Here is a 24,197-nt window from a genome sequence, read left to right as displayed (position 1 = left end):
CTTCATCGATGCAAACCACCGCCCACGCGAGCCGGCATTTCCTGCGCAACGGTCTGGTGCTCGGCCTGCCGATCGCGTCGGTCCTGGCATTCGAAAACCACGGCGATATCGCCGACACCGCCTCGTCGCTGATGGGTTCGATGCAACTGGTCTGCGGTGCGCTGCTGATGGGTATCACCTGGCACTTCGCCAACGGAACCGCGATGCCGATGATCACCGGCATCGCGGCTTGTGCGCTGCTCGCTTTCCTGCTGTCCCTGGCGTCCTTGCGCGAACCGGTCAGCGGGTAGACGAACCAGCGCCGCCCCTACATCAGCCACTACATCTTCGTGGTCCAGCCCGAGGGCTGCTGGCCGTTGGCTTCTTCTCTTTCGAGATCGGCCGGCGAACGCTGGTTGCGGAGTTGGTCCTTGCCACTAAACGAGTCGGTCTGCTTCTGGATGACAGGCTTCTTCGGCGGGCTCGGTTTCGGATCCTGCGGCAGGTCGGTACCTGTGCTCATGTCGATCTCCTCGGTATTTTTCATTTCGGACTCGATGCCCTTGGCGTCAGACTACGCTCTCTGGCTACAGGTTTCACTGAACGTTTCAGCCGTAGGTCGGCGATCCTTTGCCGACGTGTCGCTTCGATGCGCAACCGAGGCCTGACGTCGGCAAGGGATTGCCGACCTACGGCAAACTCGACTGCTACAGGTGCAATCCGCCCCACCAGCTCGGCAGCACCTCGCGTACGCGGCGCTGCGTGTAGCGGTCGTCGATCAGGTGAATCGTGCCGCGGTCCTCGGGTGAACGGATCACGCGGCCCGCAGCCTGCACCACTTTCTGCAAGCCCGGATACAGATAGGCGTAGTCGTAAGCCGATTCGGAACCGAAGATTTCGCCAAGCCGGACGCGCATGACTTCGTTGACCGGATTGAACTGCGGCAGGCCCAGCGTCGCGACGAAGGCGCCGATCAGGCGGCTGCCGGGCAAGTCCACGCCTTCGGCAAACGCGCCGCCGAGCACCGCGAGCCCAACGAGCTGGCTGGCGTCGGTGAAGCGCGCCAGAAAGCCGCTCTGCTCGAGCTCGCTCATGCCGGATTTCTGCGGATGTGTCGACAGCCGCGGATGGCGCTCGGCAAGCGCGTCGGCGATCTGCTGCAGATAGTCGTAGCTGCTGAAGAATGCCAGGTAATTTCCGGGCTTTTTTGCGTATTGCGCGGCGATCAGGTCGGCGATCGGCGCGGCCGATCGGGCGCGGTCGCGATAGCGCGTTGAGATCGAAGTCGCGATGTGCAGCTCGATCTGGCTGGACGCGAAAGGCGAGGGCACGTCGAGCCAGGCCGTGTCCTCGGGCATGCCGAGCAGGCTCATGTAGTAATGCGGCGGATTGACGGTGGCCGAGAACAGCACCGCACTGGTGGCGTCGCGCAAGCGCGGCGCCAGGTAGCGGGCCGGCACCACGTTGCGGATCGAAACGATCGAGTTGGTCTGGCCCATGTGCGGATGCCGCTCGACCCGCAGATCGCAGACCGAATGCGGGCCGAAATTTTCCGCCAGCTCCAGAAAATGCAGCGCGTCGAAGTAGAAGCGCCGCAGATGCGGCGGGCCGGCGTCCGGATGCTCGGTGTAGTACTCGCCGAGCGCCGCGACAGTCTGCGTCAGGCGGTCGATCAGCACTTGCGGCGGCATCGGATGCTCCGCGTACTCGGCTCTCTGCTGCTCGCTGTAGCGGCGCCAGTCGCTGGCCAGATGGTCGAGCGCCCGCGCCGTCGGGCGATGTGTAGAGCCTTTGACCTGAGGCAGGTCCTGCTCGACCAGCTCCGCCGAGTACATCGCGCGGCCGCGCTCGACCAGGTTGTGTGCCTCGTCGACCAGCACTGCGACCCGCCACTGGTTGAGTACGGTCAGGCTGTGCAGCAAGGCGCTGGCGTCGAAGTAGTAGTTGTAGTCGCCGATGACGACATCGACCCAGCGCACCAGATCCTGCGCCAGGTAATACGGGCAGACGTCGTGGCGCAGCGCGATGTCGCGGACCGATGTCTGATCCAGCGTGTAGCGAGTGAGTGCGTCTTCGCGCGCCGGCGCGAGACGATCGTAGAAGCCTTTCGCCAGCGGACAGGATGCGCCATGACAGGCTTTCTCGCGATGCACGCAGGCCTTGTCGCGCGCCACCAGCTCGAGCACACGCAGCGGCAGCGGCTCGCCGGCCTGCTTCAGCTGCGCCTGCTGCAAGGCATCCCATTGCAGATAGGTTTCGCATTGCTCGGCATAGAACGCCTGCAGCGTCGCGGCCGTGAAAGTTTCGGTCAGCGGCGTTTCGCTTTTCTTGTCGACATCGAAATAGATCAGGCTGAGCCGCGCCTCGCTGAGCTTGCGCTCGGCACAGAGCTGCGCGCCGTAGACCTTGAGCTGCGCCCAGTGCAGATGGCGATGATTGTCGGGCATGCGCTCCAGCGCGCCGCGATGCGTCTTGATCTCCTCCAGCACGATTTCGGGATGGACGCGCATGCCGTCGGCGCGGCCGCGGGTGCGCAAGCTTTTGTATTGCGTCTCCAGGCTGATTTCCCGCTGATAGCCGGCACCGCGGCGGCCGGTGACCAGCTTGTGGCCGGCGATGCCCTCCTGCGAGGTCGGCGACGGCGTGAAGCGCAGATCCAGATCGCCGCGCTTGGCGGTGAACTCGCAGAGCTCGCGCACCGCGACCGTCGTGGTGACGGCCGTCGTCATAACAGCGGCGCGGGATCGACCAGCGAGCGATACATCGAGCGCAGACGCTGATCATGGGTGCGGCTGAGTGAAGTCACGGCGCGAACTCGCTTAAGGGAAACGCTTAGCGGAAGCGCTTGATCAGGCCGGTGACGACGCCCCAGACCATCCACTCATCCTCGTCCTGGATCTCGCGGACCTGGTGGATCGGGTTGGACGATTCCGGCACCAGCTTCGGCCGCGGCCCCTTGGTCGACAGCCGCTTCACGGTATGGCCGTCGGCCAGGATGATCGCGATGACGATGTCGCCGTCGCGCGCTTCCAGGCCGCAATCGACGATCAGCTTGTCACCCTCGCCGATGCCGGCCAGGTCCATCGAATCGCCCTCGACGGTGAAGATCCGGGTCTTGTCGGCGCGCCGGACCAGCAGCCGGTTCAGATCGACGCCGAAGTCGAGGTCATCGTCCGCCGGCATCGCCGCGCCGGCCGGCACGCGCACGCTGACCTCGCCGAGCAGCATCTCGGGTGGGTCGATCATGGCTGCTTCGGACGGCAGCTGCGCGGCCAGCAGCTGCAGGCGGTAGCTGCTGAGGTAGCTGACGATCGCCGGCATCGCGTTCTCGGGCACGCGCAGCGTGCGGGTGCTCTCGCCGGGATAGCGGCTGCCGGTGCCGGCGGGGCGCCCGGCGCCGGGACGGAATCCGCCTTTGGGCATAACACAACTCGGTTTTGATTACTGTGACCATAATCAGAAATGCCGGCGCCCGCGTCAACTCGCCCGGCGTGGCGAGCCCCCCGAACCGCAAGATGCCGCGCTCTTTTGCCGACGAGCCGCGCTCACGCCCCGTCTGCAAGATCAGCAAAGTGAGCTTCAGGTTGAAAGCCGGGTATCTGAAGAACGCCTGAGGCTGGCGCGACAACCCTGCAGCATAAGACCTCCGCGTTGCCGCCCGGTGACGGCAGACGATCGCCTAGCATGCGCGGATGGGCGTCGATGGCGGCGCCGGATCAGGGACGATCGATGCTCCGAAACAACGGCAGGGAACTGAGCGTCGAAGCCGGCTCCATCGTCGCTTTGCGGCTGTTCGACATCGCCTACGCGATCGATCTCGCCGCGGCCGAATCGGCCTGGGCGCGGCATACGCAGAGCGCCGGCAGCCGTCGCAGCCAGCTCAGCGGCTCGCCAGCCAAGGCGATCGCCTTCGACGTGCCGCCGGTGCTGCTGCCGCTGGCTCCGATGCTGCTGCAACTGCAGGACCGCGGCGTGCAGGCACAGGTCAGCGCGCGGCTCTACGATTTCGGCGTCGTCGCCTTCTCCGTGCGCATTCCGATCGAAGGCTGCGCCTGGGGCGAGTTCAACGAGCGGATCGAAGCGGTCAACGCCGTGCTCGGCGCGGCGGCCAGCCCGACGATCTGGCACGGCCTGCTCGAGCACGTGCGGCCGCTGATCGCATCGGCGCTGACGCGGCCGAGCACCTCGACGATCCAGGAAGACTACCTGCTCGGCATCGTGCATCGCTTCGACGAGACGCTGACCGCGAACGAGCTGCTGGATCGCGTCGATCTGGTGCCGATGCTGTCCGGCGAGCGGCGCACGCTGTCCGAAGGCGCGCGACGCGATCTGATGCGCCAGCGCTACTCGTACTACGAAGACGATCTGGTGGTGCTGACCTGGGACCGCGCCTTCATCTACGAACCGCGTGGCGACTCCGATGTGGCCGACGTGCTCGAAGTCGCCAATGCGCAGCTGCTGGAAATGCGCTACTACGACGAGCTGCTCGACGACGAGCTGCCGCGCATGAACGATCTGGTCGAAGAAACCCGCGGCTCGATCGGCGTGCTCGCGCCGCGGCGTTTCGCTCATCTGGCGCGCCGGCTCTATACGCTAGTCGCGGAAGTCACCGAACTCACCGAGAAAGTCGACAACGCGCTGCAGGTCACCGAAGACGTGTACCTGGCGCGCATCTACAGCGCCGCGCTCGATCTGTTCCGCGTACCCAACGTCAGCGCCGCGGTGGATCGCAAACTGTCGATCATCCGCGATACCTATACGGCGCTATACGACGAATCGTCCGGCGCGCGCGGCGAGTTGATGGAACTGGCGATCGTGGTGCTGATCGTGGCCGAGATCGTGCTGGCGCTGCTTCGGCATTGAGTCACTCTCCATGAACCTTGCGCGGGCCGTAGGGCGGGTCGTGACCCGCCGCTTTTGCTCGGGCTTGACGCCGGCGGGTCACGACCCGCCCTACACCGCGTCATGGCCTAAGGCTGATGCAAATTCAGCGCAGCGACGACGCGCCCGACCACCGCCCCCCAATCCTCAAAGCGCTGTTGCCGGAATAGGCGCAGCGAGTTCGGATACCACGGCGTGTCCTCGCGCTCGCGCAACCACCGCCAATCGGTATTGCGGGCAGGCAACAGCACCCAGCAAGGCGTGCCGATCGCACCCGCAAGATGCGCCATCGCCGTGTCGACGGTGATCAGCAGATCCAGCTGAGCAAGCAGCGCAGCGGCATCGCCGAAATCGAGCATCTGCGTACCCAGATCAGCCACGCCCTGATGCCCCCGCATTTCCGTCTCAGCCTGGCCCTTCTGCAGGCTGACCAACGAAAGCCCGGGGATTCCGAGCAGAGGCTTCAGCGTGTCGAAATGCGGCAGCGATCGGAACCGATCGTTGCGATGCAGAGCACTGCCTTTCCAGACCAGGCCTACGCGAAAGCCCGCGCCGGGCAGCCGCGGCGCCCATTGCCGCAGCCGCTCCGGGTCGGGTGTCAGATAAGGGACTTTCGCGGGAATGGAGGCCAGCGTCGTGCCGAACCGCAATGGCAGGCTTCCGAGAAAACACCAGCGTTCGTACAGCCCTTGGTGGCCCTCGGCCTCGGCGGGGATGAACTCGTCCACGCCTTCGATCGTGCTCAGCAGAGGCGCCAGGACTGCAGGCCCGATCAGCGACAGGCGCCCCGCTCCCCGCTCCTTGAGGCCAGGCAGATAACGGGCGAACTGGATCTGATCGCCGTAGCCCTGGTCGCAGACCACTAGCAGGGATTGACCGGCAAGAGGCTCGCCTTGCCAAAGGCGCGCGTCAGTTCGATGCGTAATCACGGGCGCGGGCATCGGCGATTCGCGCGACTCGTAGTACGGCCATCCATCGACATAACGCCCCTGCCGCAATAGGAGACTGCCCAGATCGAAGCGAATGGCCAGCTCGTCCGGAACGATTTTGAGTGCCTGCCGCAAATGACGCTCGGCTTCGGCATCGGCTCCGCGGTCGGCCAGCAGAGTCGCCAGTGATCTCAAGGAAGCCAGGTGTTGCGGATCGCAACGAAGGGCATCGTGAAAAGCCCGTTCGGCGTCACGCGCCCGTCCACGATGCACCAGCGCCGTCGCCAGATTGAAGTGCGCCAGCGCGAACGAAGGCTGCAACCGAATCGCCCGGCGGAAACACTGCTCCGCCTCGGCGAAACGTTCGCTTCGCGCCTCCAGCAAGCCCAGATTGAACAGGGTCGGCGCGTGATCGGGGTTGAGCCGCTGTGCGGCCTCCAAGGCCTCCCGCGCTGCGCCGAGCCGTCCCAGTTCGAGCATCAGCACACCCAGGTTGTGGGGGGCGTCTGGATTGCCTGGATTGAGTGTGACTGCAGAACGGAACCAGGTTTCGGCCTGGTCATGGCGATGCGTGCTCGCATACAAAATGCCGAGTTGCACATAAAGCCATGCGTTGGCGCCGCAGACGGCCAGGGCCCGGTGGAGCATCACGTCGGCGTCCTGAAGCTGCTGCAGTCTCAGCAAAGCGGCGCCGGCAATTGCCAGGGCCTCGCCGTCGAGCGGGCTGGCACTCAATCGGGCGCGCGCCGAGGCCAAAGCTTCCGAGTGGCGTCCCGCGGCCAGCAATCGCGATAGATGGCCGCCGGATTCGCTCGAAAGCCCGGTCATGGGCGGCGGTGACGCGCAAGCCTCAGCGCGCAGCGACGGTTGCTGTGGCGGGCTCCTGCTTGAGATGACGGATGAAGTCCTGAATCACCCGATCCCAGAGTTCGCACTGGGCACTCAGGTGATCGTCGTCGACACCGCCGGCCACCAGCACATCCATCGTCAGCACCATCAGCGCGCCTTGGCGGAACAGGCGCGCGAAGCGGCGCGTCTGGTTCCAGCTGTCGATCAGGCCCGGGCGCAGTTCGCCTTCGATGTTGATCCAGCAATGGAACGCGAAATCGACATAGTTCGTGGCGGCCGCAGTATCGGCACCGCCGAACGCGACGAAGAAGCCGATGCCCTGGGCGGCGCTGCGCACCTGCGGCCGGCCCTGGTGTTCCGATAGTGTCGCGCGATAGCCGGTTCTGCGCAGCGCTTCTGCGATCGCTTCCGGCGTGACGGTATTCTGCAGACTCACTGTACTTTTTCCTCGATGGCGGCGGCCGGCACGCTCGCATCGACAATGCGGCCGTGATAGTCCTGCGCCAGCTTTTCGAACTGTATTTTGGAGATGCCGGTCAGCGGCTCCTTGTCACGCATCGTCGACCACAGTCCCTTGTCGCGATACTGCTTGACCAGTTCGTTGCCGATGTTGACCAGGCTGATGTTGTCGGCGACGCAGGCCTGTTGCGCAGCATGCGCCTGCTGGTAGTCGGACTCGAAACGTTTGGCATCGGCGTCGCGCGTTTTCGCCAGCGTCACGACCTGCTCATAGGACTGCTTCCAGCGCGCGAGTATCGGCTCAACCGTGCCCAGCTTCTGCTCGATCTCAGTGGAATGCGCTTTTTCCTGCTGCAGCTTCGCGCGCAGGCCGCGCAGCTCGGCGTCGTCCACGGGCTTGGCTGCGGCCGCCGGCGCTTCAGGACGCTGCGCCAGTTGCTGGGTCAGGCTTTCGTTGCGCGCTTTCAGGCTGGCGTTCTCGTCCTCCAGCGCGCGCAGCTGCGTGGTGGTCTGGCGCAGCTGATCGCGCAGCCGCGTGTCCGGCGCGGTCTGCGCGCTGGCCGGCAGCACGATGCCGCACAGCAGCAGTGCAACGAGGGGTTTGACGATGATGCTCATGGTGACCTCGCTAGTGTCGTGACACAGTGCAACGAAACATTCATCACCTACCGTCATTCCCGCGAAAGCGGAAATCCAGAACTGTCGAGAGCTCATCTGCGAACCCTGGATTCCCGCTTTCGCGGGAATGACAGTTCCAAATTAATGTGTCGCACTACTAAAACCGCGCGTTCAAATCCAGCTGCATCACGTCGATCGATACCGGCGGTCCGCTGACTTCGCTGGCGCTGAAGTAGCGTGCGGTGAACCAGGTGTTCTTGCTGATGCCATAGCTGCCGCCAAGCACGAAGCCCTTGGCATTGGTGCCGCCGAGATGGAAGTCGGAATCGGTGAACGCATCGACCACCGCGTCGGACTCGATGCGCCGGTAACCGCCGCCGATGCTCCATTCGCCGCGCTGGCGAATGATCGGATAACCGACACGCAGCTGCACGAGATAGCCGGTGTCGCCGCCTTTGTAGGCGCCGGCGACATCCTCGACCTTATCGTTGTTGGTATCCAGGCCCGGCTCGTAGTTGTTGACCGGAACCTTGCCGAGCACTTCGTTCTCGTCGTAGGCCAGGTTGCGCACGTAGTCGGCGTCGAACATCAGATGGACCGGACCGGCCACCGCCCAGTCGAAGCGGATGTTCGCATCGAGCGGGCGATAAGGCGTCGCCAGGCCAAAGTACTGGTATTCCGGGTCGCCGGCGGCCGCGAGCTGCAGCTGGCGAATTGCGTACAGCGTATTGCCCTTCTGTATGAATCCCGGACGGCTGTCGTCGGTGTCGCAGGAGAACGAAGTGGTCGGCGCCAGGCAGTCCGAGGACGTCTTGCCTTCGAGATCGATGTAGTCGTAGTACGCGACCGCGCCGCTCAGCACCATCTCGGGCTGTATCGTCCAGTCGGCGCCGAGTTGCGCGGCGAGCAGCCAGCGGTCGCGCGAGGCCGCCTTGTTGGCGTCGGTGGCCGGGAAGTCGAAGACCGTGTTCTGCACCGAGAATCCGCCCAGCGTCAGGAACGGCCAGACACCACCGCCGGCTCTCGCCTTGTAGGTTGCGGCCAGACCATCGAAGTTCAGATCCTCGTCCCAGCTCAGCTCGGTACCCTGGAACGGGCTCGGCATGCGGCCGCCCCACATCACCAGGCCCGCCAGTGGCAGATCCTCGGGCTTGTAGGTCAGGTACGCGCGGTCGATGACGAAGCTGAGCTTGTTGAAGTCATTGCCCAGCGTCTGGTTGGTCGACACCGGGTTGGTGTTGTTGCCGGTGGTGAAGCGGAACACCGACTTCACCTCGTCGCTGATCGTGCCGCTGAGATCGATGCGCGCGCGCACGCGGAAGGCTTCGCGATCTTCGGTGGTGTTGATCAGCGGCGGCGACACTTGATTCGCCAACGGCGTGCCGACGTTGTACGGCGAGCCGCTGTTGATACTCTGGAAATTGATCAGGAAGGGATCGTTCGACGAATCCAGAAAATCGAACTCTTCGCGCAAGCGGATATCGCCGCCGATCTTGACGCGCTTGACCCAGTCCGGGAACGTGTTCGGCTGCGCCCAGTTCTCGAGCTTCGCGGTCTCGATCATGCCGTCCTTGATCTCATCGCGGATTTTCTGCTTCTCCGATTCCGGGATGTAGGGCACGCGCACGCGGCCCTTGGGTTCGGCCGGCACTGCGGCCGTGGTAGCGGCCGGCGCCTGCTCGGCGCGCAGCCGTCCGATCAGGCGCTCGGCGTCTTCGCTGGACAGTACCTTGCTGTTCTGCAGCATCCGGATCAGCTCTTCGGTCACCGTCTCCTTGGGCGCGGCGGCGGCGGGTTCCGGCGGCGGCTCGGGCAGGTCCTGGGCAAGTGCCGGGCGGCCGTGAACCGCCGCGGCGGCCGCGAGCAAGGTCAGCGGCACAGCGAGCAGGGCCCGCGATGGGCGGCGGCGCGAATGCAAAGTCATCGATGCGTTCTCCACAAAATAATTCCGTAGGTCGGCAATCCCTTGCCGACGTGGTCCGTCGATGCGCAATCGAGGCCTCACGTCGGCAAGGGATTGCCGACCTACTTCGTTGCGCTGCCGGCGTGTCGGCAAGGGCGCGGGTTGTTCAGCGTTCACTGCGAGGCCACCCGCACCAGCGCCGGCTGCGGCAGATCTTTCGGCGGCAGTTCCGGCGGCCGCGTCATCTGGCTCACCGATTCGCGCAGCGCCTGATCGATCTCCGGCTTGCCGGTCGACTTCAGCAGTTCCACCCGCGTCGGCGTGCCGTCGGCACTCAGCCAGACCTGCAAGGTCGCGGTGAAGCGCACGCCCTTGAAGCGCCGCTGTTTCTGCACCGCCTCCTGCACGCGCTGCTGCAGCAGGGTCGCGTACCAGCCCCAGGCACTGCCACCGCCACCACCGCCGCCGCCACCGAAATCACTGCCGCCGGGCCGGCCTTGAAGCCCGAAGGCATCGCCGGGGCCGTCGCCCTGAGCATCCAGCGCCGGCGGGCCCGGCGGTGCTTCGGCTTTCGGCGAAGGCGGACGGTTGTCCGGCGTCACCGTCTTGAATTCGGGCTGCGGTTTCTGCACTTCCTCGATCTTCTGCTTGGGCGGCGGAGGCGGAGGCGGCGGTGGAGGCGGCATCTTGATCAGTTGCAGCTGCGTGACCTGGGCCACGGTCTTGCGTGGCTGCTGCTTGCTGCCGGTGGCGAGCTTCCACATGCCCCAGCCGAGCAGCGCCACGACCAGCAGCGATCCCAGCAGCCAGGCGAGGCGCTGCCATTTGTTGCGCGGCGGGTCTTGCGGTTCGCTCATTGCGGCGGCGTCACTTCACCAGGCGCTGCGTGACCAGGCCGATCTGGGTGATGTCGAGCTCGGACAGCAGCGCGAGCACGTCGACGACGTTGCTGTACTGCGTCTGCGCATCGCCGCGCACCACCACCGGCAGATCGGGCACCTGCGATTTTTTCACTTGCAGCCGCTCGGACAGCTCGGCCATCGTCACCGGCACCGCGTCCATGAAGATCTTGCCGTCGTTGGCGATCGTGATCGCCACGGTCTTGGGCTTGGCCAGGCTCGGCTGATTGCTGGCTTTCGGCAGATTGACCTTGACGCCCTGCACCGCCGCCGTGGTCATGATGATGAAGATCACCAGCAGCACGTAGGCGAGATCCAGCATCGGCGTGATGTTGATTTCGTCGTAGGCCTTGTCTTCCTGCATTTGCATGGCGGGCTCCCGGCTCCAGGCTTAATCGGCCATCGCGCGCAGCGACGAAGGTTTGTCGTAGTTCTCGGCCATGCGCGTGATGAAGGCGTCGACGAAGACGTGCATCTCGGCGGAAACTTCCTTGATGCGCGTGATCAGGTAGTTGTAGCCAAACAGCGCCGGGATCGCGACCGCCATGCCGGCAACGGTCGCCGCCAGTGCCGCGGAAATACCCGGTGCGATCGCGTTGACGTTGACCTCGCCCGCCGCGGCGACGCCGGCGAAGGTGATCATCACGCCGACCACGGTACCGAGCAGGCCGATGAAGGGGCCGCCGGAAATCGCAATCGTCAGCAGCACCATCTGCGCGCTCAGCGACTGCTGCTCGCGGATCAGGCTCGAATCGATGGTCGCGCGGATCGCATGGATCGACTGCGACGACAGCACGCCCCTGGGCATGCCGTCGCGGCCTTCACCGCTGAGCCGCGAGTGCAGCTCCTCGACGCCAACATTGAACATGTGCAGCAGCGGCGACTGCTTCATCAGCACGCGCTGTTTTTCGGTGAGATCCGTGCCGGCAACCGCCGCGGTGCCATCAACGATGTGATGCAGCGCGGCGAAGTCGTTGCCGGTTGCGCGGTACAACGCCAGGAACTGCTGGTTGGCCCTGCCGATGCGGCCGATCTGCGCGCCCTTGCGCGCCATGACCACCCAGCTGACCAGCATCATCAGCATCAGGATGCCGATGATGACCCAGCCATCCAGCGTGACCGAGCCCATGATGATGCCGACGTAACCGGTGCTCCACGATGAGGCCACTTCGTCGGCACCGAAAGCCACCAGCTTGTCCTCGATGCCCTGGTTCACGGCCGCGAGTTTGATCAGTGCCGGAGCGCGCGCCAGCTTGGAAATCTCCAGCTCGTCGACCTGGCCGTTGAACGCGGACGCGAGCGTCGTGGCGCTGTCGCCGCCGAGCACCGCAGCGCTGCCCAGCGCCGGGATCGCGGCGTCACCGCTGCCCGCCTCCGCACCGTCGACATACAGCGTGGCCTTGCCGTGCGCGGCGGTGATCGCCAGGTGATGCCAGTGCTCGCTGTCCAGCGCGGTGGTCGCGCTGATGTGCGCGGCTTCGCCGGCCGCGCCGGTGATCGCGACGTAGGGCACGCCGTGCGCCAGCGCGAGCCGCACCGCGGCCTCGCCGTCACGCTGCGAATAGATCACACCGTCGGCCTCGGCCGTTCCGGCTTTCACCCACAACGACCAGGTCGCCTCGGCATTCGCCGCCAGCGCCAGACCGGGCGTTGCCGGCAGCGCGATCGCGGCGAGATCGACGCGCGCCGCACCACCGATCAGGCCGCTGTCGACCGACGCGAAATCCGCGGTGCCGTTGTTGCCGTTGCCGCTGGCATCGGATGCCGGCTTGCCGCGCTCAGACAAGTGCCAGACCAGGGTCTGGTAGGCGTCGTAAGTACCGCGCGGATCGCTCTCGTCGGCGGCTTTCGGGTTGCCGTAGTACATCCAAATTGCAGCTGGGATTGCGGCGGGCTCACCCGGCTTCAGATGCGGCACCTGCACCCAGACGAAAGCCAGGTTGAATACCTCGTCGTAGCGCTCGATGTGATACTTCAGCGGCGTCTTGTCGTCGCCTGCGATGAAGCGCAGATCGGCGCCTTCCGGCGCTGCGTCGGCAAAGCGGAACACGCCTTCGTGCAGGCGGATCAGCACCGGCACGCCGCTCGCCTCGGCGCCGACCACGGCGGGGTCGAGCGTGATCGGCTTGCGATACGCCCAGTCGTGGCTCCACCAGGCGAAGGCCGAGGTCGGCGCCAAGCTGAAGGCGGCGAACAGCATGATCAGGGCGCGCAGACCACGGCGGCGGGACAAGAATTTGGAAGCAGCAAGATTGCGATTCATGGTCATGCTCATATGCAAGCTCAAAAGGAACCTTGGACACGGAACAGCACGCGGCTATCACCGTTTTGCGTATACGGCCCGCCGTCGAGCGCGATCGCCCAGTCGACGCTGCCGGTGATCGTGGATAGCAGCTTGAAGTTGACGCCGGCGCCGCTACTCAACAGCGCGCTGGTCACCGGCGTGCCCGGCGTCGCGCGACGCATTTTCAGCACGGCGTCGTCGAAGAATACGAACACCTGCAGCTGATCGAGCCAGCTGTTCGCCAGCGAAGGGCTGCGCAGTTCTACGATCTGCGACAGACCGTAATCGCCGACTGATTCGGCTTCGTAGTAGCCGCGCACGGTATCGGCGCCGCCGGCCGAATACTGCTCGTTGGTGACCAGCGGCTGATCGGTCCATTGGCCGTCGGTGCGCATGAAGGTCTCCATGCCCAGCGGCAGGCTGGCGGTGTACGACACGCCGCCGCGCAGTGAGAACTGCTGACCGCGCGTGAACGTGCGGTTGATCTCCAACTCATCGGAATCGCTGCCGAGTCTCATCGACGCGAAGGTCATCGTCAGATCGCTGGCGAGCAGCACACCCGGCCGGTGCCAGATGTTGTTGTAGGCCAGGCTGAAGGGGTAATAATCCAGCGGCGTTTCGATGGTGTCGGTTCCGAGCAGCACGCTGGTGTGATAGTGCTTGTAGTCGACGCCAGCCGAGAACGACTGGTACAGCTCCTCGTCGCCGGGCAAGGTCCACAGGCCGCGCACGCCGACGGTGCTGCCCTTGCCGAGCACGTTGATGCCGCCGACGGTGGCGACGTCGCTGTCGGACTTCAGCGCATTGATCAGCAGGCTGAAGGGGCTGTCGTGAAAGCGCGCGAGGTAGGAGCCGAACATCACTTTCGCGTCGTCGGTTTGCTGCGGCGCGGTCTGGTACGACAGCGACAGGCTGTGGCCCTGCTGCCAGAGATTGTCGTAGGACAGCGAGGCGACGCTGCGCAGCGTGCTGGTGCCAGCACTGCGACGGTTGTTGAGTTCGAGCATGCCGTGCACCGGCAGGTCGTCGCTGACGGCGAGATCGATGTCGACGGTGCCCGGCGTCGCGCCGGCCTTCAATGCCGGGGTCACGCGGCGATCCGGCTGCTGGTTCAGCGCAACGATGTCGTGCTTGACCGCGTCGAAATCCGGAACCGTGCCTTCGGCCAACGACGGCGCCTGTTCGCGGACCGTATCCAGCGAGTGATAGCGGCTGCCGACCACATTCAGATGCGCGACGCGGCCCTCGGTCACCAGCAGCTGCACCGAGCCGTCGCGCACGGTCTGTTTAGGGATCGAAACCGACACGGTCTTGTAGCCGCGCTCGCGATAGACATTCTCCAGCGCTTCGCGAGCGCGGTCGACGTCCTGCGGCGAGCGGCCCGGGCCGAGATAGGCGTTGAGCGTGTCGACAATCACCGCGTCGGGCAGCACCGAGTTGCCATCGACGACGAATTCCATGATGTCCAGCTGCGGCGGTGCAGATGGCGGCGCGCTCTGCGCAGCCGGCACCGGGCCGGCAGGCACCGGCTCGGCCGCGTAGGCGTAGCCGCAGGCGCCGGCCAGCAGCACGGCGCCTGCTAAAGAATAGAGTTCCCCACTCAACGGCATTTCCCGAAAGGCAAAGGCGGACCGGCGCGGCCGCGATCACAAGCCGAATGGCGCCTAATCCCGACGTCCACCAACCCGTCGATCGACACAATTTTCAACGGATTGCGACGGCTGCAAAGCGCTCGAAGCAGCACAACCCTGTGTCTGCGGAGCATCGGCCGCAGTGAATCCCCCCGCGGCTGGATAACAGCATGGCCGCGGCAGATGACAACTTGATGTAAGGCGACGCGAAGTCGTCACGGATCTGCAATCTGCGGCAGGCCCAATAGTGTGTAGGTTGGGGTGAGCGCAGCGAACCCCAACATAGTCGCGGCGCTGGCGGTGATCGTTGGGGTTCGCTGCGCTCACCCCAACCTACACGCTGCGCGCCCGCGTGCAGAGGTTCATCAAGTCAGGCAGGAAGACCCGGTGCGGCCGTCGGCATGATCAAGAGCAAGAAAATCCACAGGCCACCGGCCTTCGAACTGCTGGACCAAGCGCTCGCGCTGTTCGGAGAACAGCAGTTCGCCGCCGCCATCGAGGTCATCGGCAAGGGCCTGAAGCTGGCGCCGCGCAATGGCGCGCTGTGGAACCTGCTCGCCGCCTGCGCGCTGCGCCTGGGTGATGCGGCGCGGGCCGAACACGCCTGGCGCCAGGCGCTGATCGCCGAGCCGCGCAACCCGCTGTTCCACTCCAACCTGGCGATGCTGCTGGCCGAACTGTCGCGGCTCGAGGAAGCCGAGGCGCTGTGCCGGCGTGCGCTCGCGATCGACGGGCGCCTGGCGATCGTGCACTTCAATTTCGGCGTGGTGCTGGCCAAGGCCGGCCGCGCGGCGGAAGCGGAGCAGACTTACAAACGCGCGCTGGAACTCGAGCCGCGGCACGAGCAGGCGGGCTACAACCTCGGCGTGCTGCTGGCGCAGCAGCGGCGTTACGCCGAGGCCGAGCCGGCCTATCGCCAGGCACTCGCGGTGGATCCGCTCAGGGTCGACGCCCGGGTCAATCTTGGCGTCGTGCTGAGCAACCTGCAGCGCATCGACGAGGCCGAGGCCTGCTTCCGTGGCGCGCTCGATCGCCAGCCCGACAACCGCGAGGCGATGCGCAATCTCGGCGGCGTGCTGATGCGCCAGAACCGTCGCGACGAGGCGGACCGCTATTTCTCGCAGTCCGGCAACATCCGCAGCGCCGTCGCGCAGGTGAATCTGGCGCTGCTGATGAAGGATCGCGGGCGCCTGGGTGAAGCGGAAGCCGCGTTGAACACAGCACTGGCGATCGACGCCGACAGTCTCAGCGCGCATATCTCGATGGGCGAACTGCTCGACGAACAGGGGCGCAGCGAGGAAGCAAGAGGCTGGTTTGAAAAAGCGATGGCGATCCATCCCTCCAGCGCGCTTGGGTTCGGCGCGATGGCGCACTCGCTGGCCCGCGGCGGCGACTACGAGCAGGCCGAGCACTGGTTCCGCCAGGCGATCGCCAAACCGCGCGACGCCGCACTGAGCCGGATGGTGTTCGGCGCGTTTCTGCTGACCTTGGGCCGCTACGAAGAGGGCTTCGCCCTGTACGAAGGGCGCTACGCACCCGAGCGTTCCGACCCTTTCCAGCGGCCACCGGATACCGATACGCCGCGATGGACCGGCCAGGATCTGAGCGGGCGCTCGATCCTGATCTGGCCCGAGCAAGGTTTCGGCGACCAGATCCAGTTCTGCCGATATGCGGCGCTGCTGAAGGCGCGCGGCGCAGTGCATGTTGCCCTGGTGACCCATGAGCCGCTGATCGAGCTGTTCGGAAGTCTGCAGGCGGTGGACGAGGTGATGAGCTTCCTGCAATTCAAACATCGCCTCAAGCAGCGCCGCGACGCCTACGACTACTGGAGCTACGTGATGAGCCTGCCGCTGCACTGCGGCACGGGCATCGACAATATTCCGGCGCAGTTGCCTTATTTGAAGGCGCCGAGCGAGCGACTCGATCAGTGGAAAGATCAGTTGCCGCCGCGCGGCTTGCGTGTCGGCCTGGTCTGGAAAGGCAGCAAGAACCACAAGAACGACCTCAACCGCTCCCTGCCCGGGCTGGCGGCGCTGGCACCGCTGTGGAGCGTGCCCGGTATCCAGTTCATCAGCCTGCAGAAAGGCCAGGGCGAAGACGAGGCCGCCGCGCCGCCCGCGTCGCAGCCCCTGCTCGATCTGGGTTCGCAGATCCGCGACTTCGCCGATACCGCGGCGATCGTGCAGCAGCTCGACCTGGTGATCTGCGTCGATACCGCGATCGCCCATCTGGCTGGCGCGCTGGCGACGCCGTGCTGGCTGCTGCTGCCGGTCAATATCGACTGGCGCTGGCAGCTCCAGCGCAGCGATTCGCTCTGGTATCCGGGCGCGCTGCGTCTGTTCCGGCAATCGGAGATCGGCAACTGGAGCGGTCCGCTGGACCAAGTTCTGGCCGCGCTTGGGGATTGGGCCGCGACTGCGGCGCAAAGGCATTAGCTCAGCGCAAAACCGTCATTTGCCTGCAACTACACCCTGCTAGGTTCGCCGCGCTTGGCGCTTATGTCGTTCGCCGCCAACGCCAACGATCCGTCGATATTTCTTCATCTCTGCAGGGGGTTCCCAGTGCTCACGATTACCTTTAAACGCAGCGCCATGGCCATGATGGCCGCGGCTTTCCTTTCACCGGTTGCGATGGCCGACATCGGCGGCGGCGGCGCAACCCTGCCGGCCAAGGCCTACTCCGGCAGCAGCGCGTCCAGCACCGCCAACGGCCCGCGCCTGTCAGCCCCGGCACCGGGTTCGCTGTTCTATGAAGCCCTGCCGTTCACCACGCAGAGCTACTGCCAGACCGGTTCCGGTACCGGCCGCAGCGTGCTGGCCGGCACCAACGGCAACACCGACGCCAGCCGCCCCTGCCCGGCCACGTTCACCGACGCCTTCGTCAACGGCACCAACGGCTTCTCTGCGCCCAGCATCGACGCTGACTATGCCGCCTCCGATGCACCCGCCGGCACCGGCGACTTCAACGCCTTCATCACCAACAAGGCCTCGCATGAGCAAATGACCCAGTTCCCGTCGATCGCCGGTTCAATCTCGGTGATCGCGAATACGCCGGGCACCGGCCTCAGCACGGTGTACTTGACCGAAGCCGAAGTCTGCAATGTATTCGCCGGCAAGATCACCAACTGGAGCCAGCTGGCCAAGCCGAACGGCACCGCCTACCAGGGCAAGCCGATCAAGCTGGTCTATCGTTCCGACAGCAGCGGCACCTCCTTCGGCTTCAGCAACCACTTGAACTGGGTTTGCTCGGATGCCGCACTGGCACAGACCCTGGCTCCGGTCGCCTCGACGCTGCCGTTCCCGGTCGCCAGCAACTTCTCGGTGCAGAGCACCTTCGCCAGCGCGTTCCCCGGCGGCGTCGTTCCGGCCAATGCGATCGCTGCCAGCGGCAACCCGGGCGTCGCGTCGGTGGTTGATGCCACCGACGGCGCCTTCGGCTATGTCGAGGCGGCGAATGCCGTCGCGATCGGCTCCACCACCTTCAAGCCAGTGCAGATCGCCGCCGTCGACACCGCTGCGGAACTCAACCCGCTGGACGGCACCGACACCGCCCGCAACACCGCGCTGTACAGCAGCGGCACCAGCAACAAGATCGCATTCACGGTGCCGAAGACCTTCAGCGACAAGGATGGCAACACCTACAACGGCACTTACACCGACCGCGCGCTGCAGAGCAACAACGCATCCTTCGGCCGCCCGATCGGCCTTCCCACCGCGCTGAACACCACACAGGCGCCGAACCACAACTGCGTGTTCATCGTCCATCCCGGCGCCTACGCGACTTCGCCCTACGTAACCGCCGGTTCTCCGACCAGCGGCTACTCGTCCTACCCGATCGTTGCGGTCACCTACCTGCTGGGCAACTACGCGCTCAACGGCAGCGCGGACGACATGCGCGCCCTGCTCGGCTCGCCGTACAACTTTGCGCTGCGTTCCAACCAGGGCGGATCGGTGAACACGGTCGGAGCCAAGACCGGTTTTGCCTATCTGACGGCGATCCAGGCCAAGCCGCTGAGCGGCGGTCTGGTAACGCTGGACCAGGCCCGCGTCGACGCCTGCACCAACTAGGCAGCAAAGCCCGGTTTCGCCGCGAGGCGGAACCGGGTTGCCGAGCTTTGACATTAACCCTCCCGTAGCGATATGGGAGGGTTTTTTATTGGGTAATCCGTAGGGCGGGTCATGACCCGCCGTTTTGGGTCGGGAGTCGGTGCGTGCCTGAGGGGGAACGGCGGGTCGCGACCCGCCCTACTTTTTTTGATGGCCGTCACGTTTTTTTGATGGGCGTCACGGCGCGTGCGCGCCTGCCGCGGCATATTGCGGGCATGCCGCATTACGTTCGCACTCATGTCCCCGGCGGGAGCTTCTTCTTCACGGTTGCGCTGCTGGAACGCCGGCGCTCGCTGCTGACCGATCACGCCGATACGCTGCGCGCAAGCTTTCACCAGGTACGCCGCAAACGGCCTTTTACGGTCGACGCGATCGTTGTACTCCCCGACCATCTGCATTGCATCTGGACGCTGCCGGCCGGCGACGCCGACTACTCGACACGTTGGCGGCTGATCAAGGCCGCGTTCTCGCGGAGCCTGGATGCAGGCGAGCCGCTGTCCGCGCGGCGGCAGCTGAAGCAAGAACGCGGCATCTGGCAGCGTCGGTTCTGGGAGCACGCGATCCGAGACGAGCGCGACTACGCGGCGCATGCGGACTACATCCACTACAACCCGGTCAAGCATGGGCATGCCGCAAGGGCTGCGGACTGGCCTTATTCGAGTTTCCGTCGCTGGGTGGCGGCGGGGCTTTACCCGGAGAATTGGGCAGCGGGGGACGAGGTGCAGGGTTTGGATTTGGAGTAGCGGCGGGTCTTGACCCGCCCTACGGGGTGTGGCGGCGTTCGGGCGGGTCAAAAACGGCGGGTCAGGACATAACGGCGTTCGTAGGGCGGGTCGCGACCCGCCGTTTTTCGGTCCGCGCGGGTCAGGCGCGGCGGTGTTTGCGCCATAGCCCTGCCATCAGCAACACGGCGAGCCAGCGCGGGTCGAGCGCGCCACCGCCATTTTTGCCGGACGATCCGGAGCCCTCACCGGAGCTTGCATCGGTGATGGAAACCGACGCGCTGCTCGGCGTATCGAGCGCCACACCACCGGTGGGATTGCTCAGCACGACGCTGAAGTTCTCGCTGCCCTCGACGCTGGAATCGCTCAGGATCTGCACCGCGATGGTCTTCGGCTCCAGGTCGCCGTCGGCCCAGGTCAGGCGGCCGCTGTTGGCGATGTAGTCCGAGCCCGAGACCGCCTGGCCATTGACCGTGCTGTAGGCGACCGACACCGTGCCGGTACTGCTGCCACCGCGCACCACCGCCAGCGCAACGCTGCCGGAGGCCTCGTCCACCTCGTAGGCCGATGCGCCCATGCGGATGCCGCCGGCGAAGGCGACCTCGTTGTCGGCAATCGTGATCGTCGCCGTGGCCGGGCCGCCCAGTGTTGCGCCGCCGGTGGGCTCGCTCAAGGCGATGCTGAGAGTCTCGTCGCCCTCGAAACTACTGTCGTCGAGGATCTGCACGGTCAAGGTCCGCGGGGTCGCGTCGCCGGCGTCCCAGTTCAGCGTGCCGCTGATCGCGTTGTAGTCGTTGCCGCTAACCGCGGTGCCCTGGTTGGTGGAGTAGCGCACGCTGACCGCGTTGTCGGTACCGCCGACGCGCATCACGGTGATCTTGACCACGCCGGTGTTCTCAACCACACGATACGTCGGCGCATCGAGCTGCAGGCTACCGGGACGGATCTCGTTGTCCTGAATCGTGACGGTTGCGGTGTCGGGCGTGCCCAGAGCGGCGCCACCGGATGGCGAAGCCAGTTTGACCGCGAACGTCTCGGCGCCTTCGTAGTCGGTGTCGTCGACGATCGGCACGACGATGCTCTTCGGCGCGGCATCGCCGTCGCTCCAACTCAGCGTGCCGCTCTGGCCCGTGTAGTCGGCGGGGCTGGACGCGGTGGCGTCGGCGGTCGAATAGCCGATCGACACGGCGCCGTCGCTGCCGTTCTCGCGCAGCACGCTGAGGGTGACGGAGCCGCCCGCTTCCGCGACCGTGAATTGCGAATCGCTCAGTTGCAGCGTCCCACGCTGCACTTCGTCATCGACCAGGGTCACTGTAGCCGTGGCCGGGCTGCCCAGCGCGGCACCGCCGCTAGCCGAACTCAGCGTGAAGCCGAAAGTTTCGCGGCCTTCGTAAACGCTGTCCTGCAGGATCGGAACACTGACCGTCTTCGCCGCGGCATCGCCGGCGGCCCAGTTCAGCGTGCCGCTGGTCGCGGTGAAATCGCTGTTGCTGGTAGCGGTGCCGGAGCTGGTCGCGTACTTGACCGACACGGCACCATCGCTGCCGTCGACGCGGTTGACGGTGATCTGCAAGGCGCCGCCATCCTCGGTGACCTGATAGGTCGACGCACTGAGCTGGATACTGCCGTTGAGAGCGACATCGTCGTCGACGATGGTCGCGGTCGCCGCGCTGGGGCTGCCGAGCACGGCGCCGCCGGTTACCGCCCCCAGCGTAAGCCCGAAAGTCTCGGCCCCCTCGAACAGCGCGTCGCCGTCGATCGTGATCGTGATGGTCTTTGCCGCGGTGTCGCCGTCGGCCCAACTCAGCTTGCCGCTGGCGGCGGTGTAATCGCTGCCCGCTGTGGCCGTGCCGCCGCCGGTGGTGTACTGCACCGACACCGCGCCATCGCTGCCGATCTGGCGAGTGACGGTGACGCTCAGATTGCCGGCACTTTCGCCGACGGAATAGCTCGCTGCGCCCAACTGCAGCGTGCCGGGCTGCAAGGATTCGTCGTCGGCGATCGTCGCCGTCGCCAGCGCCGGATCACCCAGCGTGGCGCCGCTCACGGCACTGAGCGCGAGATTGAACGTCTCGTTGGCTTCGACCGCGGTGTCGTTGTCGATGGGCACCGAGAACGTCTTCGGTGATGCGTCGCCATCGGCCCAGTCCAGCGTTCCGCTCACAGCCTGATAATCGGTGCCGGCCGTCGCGGTGCCGCCACTGGTCGCGTAGCTGACCGATGCCGCGCCATCGCTGCCGTCGGCACGCGTGACGCTGACCAGCAGGCTGCCGCCCGCCTCGTCGACGAAATAGGTCGATGCGTCGAACTGCAGCGTGCCTGGCCGCGCCGCGTCGTCGTTGGTGATCGTGATCGTGGCGGCCGCGGGGCTGCCCAGCGTGGCGCCGCTGACGCCGCTCAAACTCAGGCCAAAAGTCTCGTCGGGCTCCAGCTGGCTGTCGTCACTGATCTCCAGCGAGATGATCTTATCGGTGGCATCGCCGTCGGCCCAGTCCAGCGTGCCGCTCTGCGCGACGTAGTCGCTGCCGGCGGTCGCCGTTCCATTCGTGCTGGCGTAGTCGACCGAAGCCGCGCCGCTGCTGCCGCCGCTGCGGCTGACCGAGATCGACAGCTGACCACCGTTCTCGATGACGCTGTAGCTGCTACTGCCCAGGCTCAGCTGGCCCGCCGAGATGACCGTTGGCGAGCCGATACGGGCGACGAAGGCATCGTAGCCGCCGACGATTGTGCCCTGCAGCGGCGATGGCGTGGTGGGGAAATTCGTCGAATTGGTAACGCCTGCGACGTAAATCTGGGCGCCCGCCGCATCCACGGCGATGCCAAATCCTTGATCGGTAGTTTTACCGCCGAGGAAGCTGCTGAAAACGATGCTGGCAGCGTTGGGCGCGAATTCGGTGATGAAAGCGTCAGTTCCGCCGGCGTAGGTCGACTGAACCGCGTCCTGAAGTGGAAAATCGGTTGAGGAGTTAGTAAAGCCGGTGACGTAGATATTGCCCGCGCCATCCAGCGCAATGGCACGGCCGACATCGGTGACATTGGTACTGCCGCCCAGGTAAGAGCTGTAAGTCGGACCGCTGCCGTCAGAGGCGAAAATGGTAACGAAGGCATCAGCCGCGCTCGTTCCGCCATAGCTCGGGTCGAGCGCGGACGGGGTGGTCGGAAAGTTTGCCGACGCTGTGCTGCCGGTGACGTAGGCGCGGCCATCGGCTCCGACGGCAATCCCATAAGCGATATCGGTACCGCTGCCACCCAGATACGAGCTATAGACGTAGCTCTGACCACCGGCCACGTATGCCGTGACGAAAGCATCGCTGGTGCCGCCGCCGATGCTCGCCTGCGCCGCCGATTGCACCGGGAAGTCCGGCGATTGGGTGCTGCCGGTAACGAACACCCGCTGCGACGCATCCACCGCAATCGAGTTCGCGGTGTCGCTGGTCGAACCGCCGAGGAAGGTGCTGAAAACCAGCGACTTTCCATCGGCCGCAAGCACCGCGACGAAGGCGTCCGGTGAGCCGGTGGATCCGGGAAGCGGCTGCCGGGCCGATTGCGTCGGGAACAGCGTGGTCGGGTCCGACGGGTCTTCGGGATCGGGGCTTATGACGGAAGACGTCTGGCCGGCAACGTAGATCTGGCCGCTGGAGTCCGTCGTGATCGCGTAACCAACGTCATCACTGCTGCCACCGAGAAAAGTGCTGTACAGCAGGTTCTGTCCGTCGGCGCTGAGCCGGCTGACGAAGACGTCGTTGTTGGCTAGTCCCTCCGGATCCGGATCACCAGCATGCGTGGCAAAAAGTGCTGACTTCAGCGGAAAGTCGAACGAGTAAGTCTTCCCAGTCACGTAGGCATCGCCGGCCGCATTCACTGCGATACCGTTCGCCTGATCGGCAGCTGTTCCACCCAGGTAGGTGCTGTAGATCAGGGTCTGGCCGTCCGCCGAAAACTTCGATACGAAAACATCATAGGCCGTGCCCGTGCCCGTCCCATTAATCCCGCCTTGCAGTGGCAACTGGGTCGGGAAATTGGTCGATGCGGTGTAGCCGGTCACATAGGCCTGCCCGGTGGAGCCCACCGCGATACCGGTTGCTGCGTCCAAGCCACTGCCACCCAGGTAAGTGCTGTAGACCAGCACCGGATCAATCACCAGGCTGCGGGCGCGATCGTACCGCCCGAGTTCGAAGGCAACGTCGACACCCTTGCCGCGCCGCTTGAAGGTATAGCGCCCCGGCACCGCAACGCGGCGCCCGTCGACCTGCTGATACAACTCCGGCTTTTTCAGCACGAGTTCGCCATCGGCAAGCCGCAGGCTCAAGTCACCGCCTGGCCCCAGGCGGCCGCCCTGGACGCCGGCGTAATGCATGCGAATCCTGCGCGGGTCCGCGTTGGGCGCCACCACGAAGTCGTATTCAAGCTGGCCCTGATTACCGTAGTAGACCAGGTCGACGCCGGGATAGACGCCCTGATAGCGCACGCGGCCAAAGTGCTCGACGTTGCGCACCCAGCGGGCGGGGTCGTTGCCACGAAAGTAGTTGCTGCGGCCGGGCTGCAGATCTTCGGTGGCCAGTACCGGGCTCGGATTCGCACCGACCAGCGTGGTACGGATCGCGGCACGCTCTGCAGTCCCGCCTTTGCGGTTCTGCAGGCTCAGGACCGTTTCCCCGGCCGTCAAAAATATCGTGTAGCCCTGCCCCTGGGCCAGGTAGCGCACCGGCGCATCGAACTGGCCATGATTGACCTCGAAAGCCAGCGGCAGCTGTGCGTACTGGTGGTCGATCTGCCGTGCGTCCGGCTGTGCCGGGATCGACGTTGCCATCGATAGCGGCGCAGCCAGCAGGCACAGCAGCGGCAGCAGCTGGCGCGAAATGCGGCGGAGACGATGGGGCGACAGCAAATGCGACATGAGGTTTTTCACAGTGAGTTGATACGTAGGGCGGGTCGCG

17 protein-coding genes are annotated in these 24,197 nt (G+C 65.4%); 5 read left to right on the top strand and 12 right to left on the bottom strand.

Annotated features, from left to right (window positions below; translation table 11 throughout):
- The first annotated feature begins 8 nt into the window (after positions 1-8).
- Complete coding sequence (locus JWQ90_RS14665; protein ID WP_299695517.1) at positions 9-290, top strand: hypothetical protein; 282 nt, start codon at positions 9-11, stop codon at positions 288-290.
- A 29-nt stretch (positions 291-319) separates the two neighbouring features.
- On the opposite strand, the gene JWQ90_RS14660 is transcribed toward JWQ90_RS14665, so the two are convergent.
- The 3 genes from JWQ90_RS14660 to JWQ90_RS14650 all read right to left on the bottom strand — a co-directional run bounded on the left by JWQ90_RS14660 (position 320) and on the right by JWQ90_RS14650 (position 3,402).
- On the bottom strand, positions 320-526 hold the full coding sequence (locus tag JWQ90_RS14660) for a hypothetical protein (protein ID WP_299695515.1): 207 nt from the start codon (positions 524-526) through the stop codon (positions 320-322).
- A gap of 160 nt (positions 527-686) precedes the next feature.
- The gene (locus JWQ90_RS14655) at positions 687-2,708 is read right to left on the bottom strand and encodes a helicase C-terminal domain-containing protein (protein WP_299695513.1); all 2,022 of its coding nucleotides are present in this window, start codon (positions 2,706-2,708) and stop codon (positions 687-689) included.
- A gap of 103 nt (positions 2,709-2,811) precedes the next feature.
- Positions 2,812-3,402 carry a S24 family peptidase gene (locus JWQ90_RS14650; protein WP_299695512.1) on the bottom strand — a complete coding sequence of 197 codons (591 nt, stop codon included), beginning with the start codon at positions 3,400-3,402 and terminating at the stop codon, positions 2,812-2,814.
- A 306-nt stretch (positions 3,403-3,708) separates the two neighbouring features.
- Between JWQ90_RS14650 and JWQ90_RS14645 the strand changes: the two genes are divergently transcribed.
- The gene (locus JWQ90_RS14645; RefSeq protein ID WP_299695510.1) at positions 3,709-4,842 is read left to right on the top strand and encodes a hypothetical protein; all 1,134 of its coding nucleotides are present in this window, start codon (positions 3,709-3,711) and stop codon (positions 4,840-4,842) included.
- A gap of 107 nt (positions 4,843-4,949) precedes the next feature.
- Here the strand turns inward: JWQ90_RS14645 and JWQ90_RS14640 are convergent, their stop codons facing one another.
- The 8 genes from JWQ90_RS14640 to JWQ90_RS14605 form a co-directional block, all read right to left on the bottom strand.
- Positions 4,950-6,617 (bottom strand): tetratricopeptide repeat protein, encoded by a 1,668-nt coding sequence (locus JWQ90_RS14640; RefSeq protein WP_299695508.1) that lies wholly within the window; start codon positions 6,615-6,617, stop codon positions 4,950-4,952.
- Positions 6,618-6,639: 22 nt separating this feature from the next.
- Complete coding sequence (locus tag JWQ90_RS14635) at positions 6,640-7,074, bottom strand: YbjN domain-containing protein (RefSeq protein ID WP_299695506.1); 435 nt, start codon at positions 7,072-7,074, stop codon at positions 6,640-6,642.
- Complete coding sequence (locus tag JWQ90_RS14630) at positions 7,071-7,715, bottom strand: hypothetical protein (protein ID WP_299695504.1); 645 nt, start codon at positions 7,713-7,715, stop codon at positions 7,071-7,073. The genes JWQ90_RS14635 and JWQ90_RS14630 overlap by 4 nt, the downstream gene beginning before the upstream one ends.
- 157 nt (positions 7,716-7,872) lie before the next feature.
- Entirely contained in the window at positions 7,873-9,639 is a 1,767-nt protein-coding gene (locus tag JWQ90_RS14625; protein WP_299695502.1) for a putative porin, read from the bottom strand.
- 152 nt (positions 9,640-9,791) lie between these two features.
- A complete protein-coding gene (locus JWQ90_RS14620) occupies positions 9,792-10,475 on the bottom strand; it encodes an energy transducer TonB (RefSeq protein ID WP_299695500.1) in 684 nt (227 codons plus the stop codon).
- 10 nt (positions 10,476-10,485) lie between these two features.
- Positions 10,486-10,887, bottom strand: coding sequence for a biopolymer transporter ExbD (locus tag JWQ90_RS14615; protein WP_299695498.1), 402 nt, complete (start codon positions 10,885-10,887; stop codon positions 10,486-10,488).
- A 21-nt stretch (positions 10,888-10,908) separates the two neighbouring features.
- Entirely contained in the window at positions 10,909-12,780 is a 1,872-nt protein-coding gene (locus JWQ90_RS14610; protein ID WP_299695496.1) for a DUF2341 domain-containing protein, read from the bottom strand.
- 20 nt (positions 12,781-12,800) lie between these two features.
- Complete coding sequence (locus JWQ90_RS14605) at positions 12,801-14,405, bottom strand: ShlB/FhaC/HecB family hemolysin secretion/activation protein (protein ID WP_299695494.1); 1,605 nt, start codon at positions 14,403-14,405, stop codon at positions 12,801-12,803.
- 428 nt (positions 14,406-14,833) lie between these two features.
- Between JWQ90_RS14605 and JWQ90_RS14600 the strand changes: the two genes are divergently transcribed.
- From JWQ90_RS14600 to JWQ90_RS14590, 3 genes are all read left to right on the top strand, one after another.
- Positions 14,834-16,867: a tetratricopeptide repeat protein gene (locus JWQ90_RS14600; RefSeq protein WP_299695492.1), complete on the top strand. Its 2,034-nt coding sequence runs from the start codon at positions 14,834-14,836 to the stop codon at positions 16,865-16,867.
- A 156-nt stretch (positions 16,868-17,023) separates the two neighbouring features.
- Positions 17,024-18,499, top strand: coding sequence for a substrate-binding domain-containing protein (locus tag JWQ90_RS14595; protein ID WP_299695490.1), 1,476 nt, complete (start codon positions 17,024-17,026; stop codon positions 18,497-18,499).
- A gap of 254 nt (positions 18,500-18,753) precedes the next feature.
- A complete protein-coding gene (locus JWQ90_RS14590) occupies positions 18,754-19,281 on the top strand; it encodes a transposase (protein ID WP_299695489.1) in 528 nt (175 codons plus the stop codon).
- A 121-nt stretch (positions 19,282-19,402) separates the two neighbouring features.
- Here the strand turns inward: JWQ90_RS14590 and JWQ90_RS14585 are convergent, their stop codons facing one another.
- Positions 19,403-24,157: a Calx-beta domain-containing protein gene (locus tag JWQ90_RS14585; RefSeq protein ID WP_299695488.1), complete on the bottom strand. Its 4,755-nt coding sequence runs from the start codon at positions 24,155-24,157 to the stop codon at positions 19,403-19,405.
- Between the last annotated feature and the right edge of the window lie 40 nt (positions 24,158-24,197).

Origin of the sequence: Hydrocarboniphaga sp. (assembly GCF_028291725.1) — a bacterium.
GTDB lineage: Bacteria > Pseudomonadota > Gammaproteobacteria > Nevskiales > Nevskiaceae > Hydrocarboniphaga.
The sequence above is the reverse complement of the archived record's forward strand: the minus strand, read 5'-3'. Positions and strand labels throughout refer to the sequence as shown.

What these genes read in the sequence shown, in the direction of transcription:
- JWQ90_RS14640 (WP_299695508.1), bottom strand. Translation starts at nt 6,617, where the DNA reads ATGACCGGGCTTTCGAGCGAATCCGGCGGCCATCTATCGCGATTGCTG.
- JWQ90_RS14655 (WP_299695513.1), bottom strand. Translation starts at nt 2,708, where the DNA reads ATGACGACGGCCGTCACCACGACGGTCGCGGTGCGCGAGCTCTGCGAG.
- JWQ90_RS14595 (WP_299695490.1), top strand. Translation starts at nt 17,024, where the DNA reads ATGGCCATGATGGCCGCGGCTTTCCTTTCACCGGTTGCGATGGCCGAC.
- JWQ90_RS14645 (WP_299695510.1), top strand. Translation starts at nt 3,709, where the DNA reads ATGCTCCGAAACAACGGCAGGGAACTGAGCGTCGAAGCCGGCTCCATC.
- JWQ90_RS14585 (WP_299695488.1), bottom strand. Translation starts at nt 24,157, where the DNA reads ATGTCGCATTTGCTGTCGCCCCATCGTCTCCGCCGCATTTCGCGCCAG.
- JWQ90_RS14665 (WP_299695517.1), top strand. Translation starts at nt 9, where the DNA reads ATGCAAACCACCGCCCACGCGAGCCGGCATTTCCTGCGCAACGGTCTG.
- JWQ90_RS14590 (WP_299695489.1), top strand. Translation starts at nt 18,754, where the DNA reads ATGCCGCATTACGTTCGCACTCATGTCCCCGGCGGGAGCTTCTTCTTC.
- JWQ90_RS14610 (WP_299695496.1), bottom strand. Translation starts at nt 12,780, where the DNA reads ATGAATCGCAATCTTGCTGCTTCCAAATTCTTGTCCCGCCGCCGTGGT.
- JWQ90_RS14620 (WP_299695500.1), bottom strand. Translation starts at nt 10,475, where the DNA reads ATGAGCGAACCGCAAGACCCGCCGCGCAACAAATGGCAGCGCCTCGCC.
- JWQ90_RS14630 (WP_299695504.1), bottom strand. Translation starts at nt 7,715, where the DNA reads ATGAGCATCATCGTCAAACCCCTCGTTGCACTGCTGCTGTGCGGCATC.
- JWQ90_RS14625 (WP_299695502.1), bottom strand. Translation starts at nt 9,639, where the DNA reads ATGACTTTGCATTCGCGCCGCCGCCCATCGCGGGCCCTGCTCGCTGTG.
- JWQ90_RS14600 (WP_299695492.1), top strand. Translation starts at nt 14,834, where the DNA reads ATGATCAAGAGCAAGAAAATCCACAGGCCACCGGCCTTCGAACTGCTG.
- JWQ90_RS14615 (WP_299695498.1), bottom strand. Translation starts at nt 10,887, where the DNA reads ATGCAAATGCAGGAAGACAAGGCCTACGACGAAATCAACATCACGCCG.
- JWQ90_RS14660 (WP_299695515.1), bottom strand. Translation starts at nt 526, where the DNA reads ATGAAAAATACCGAGGAGATCGACATGAGCACAGGTACCGACCTGCCG.
- JWQ90_RS14650 (WP_299695512.1), bottom strand. Translation starts at nt 3,402, where the DNA reads ATGCCCAAAGGCGGATTCCGTCCCGGCGCCGGGCGCCCCGCCGGCACC.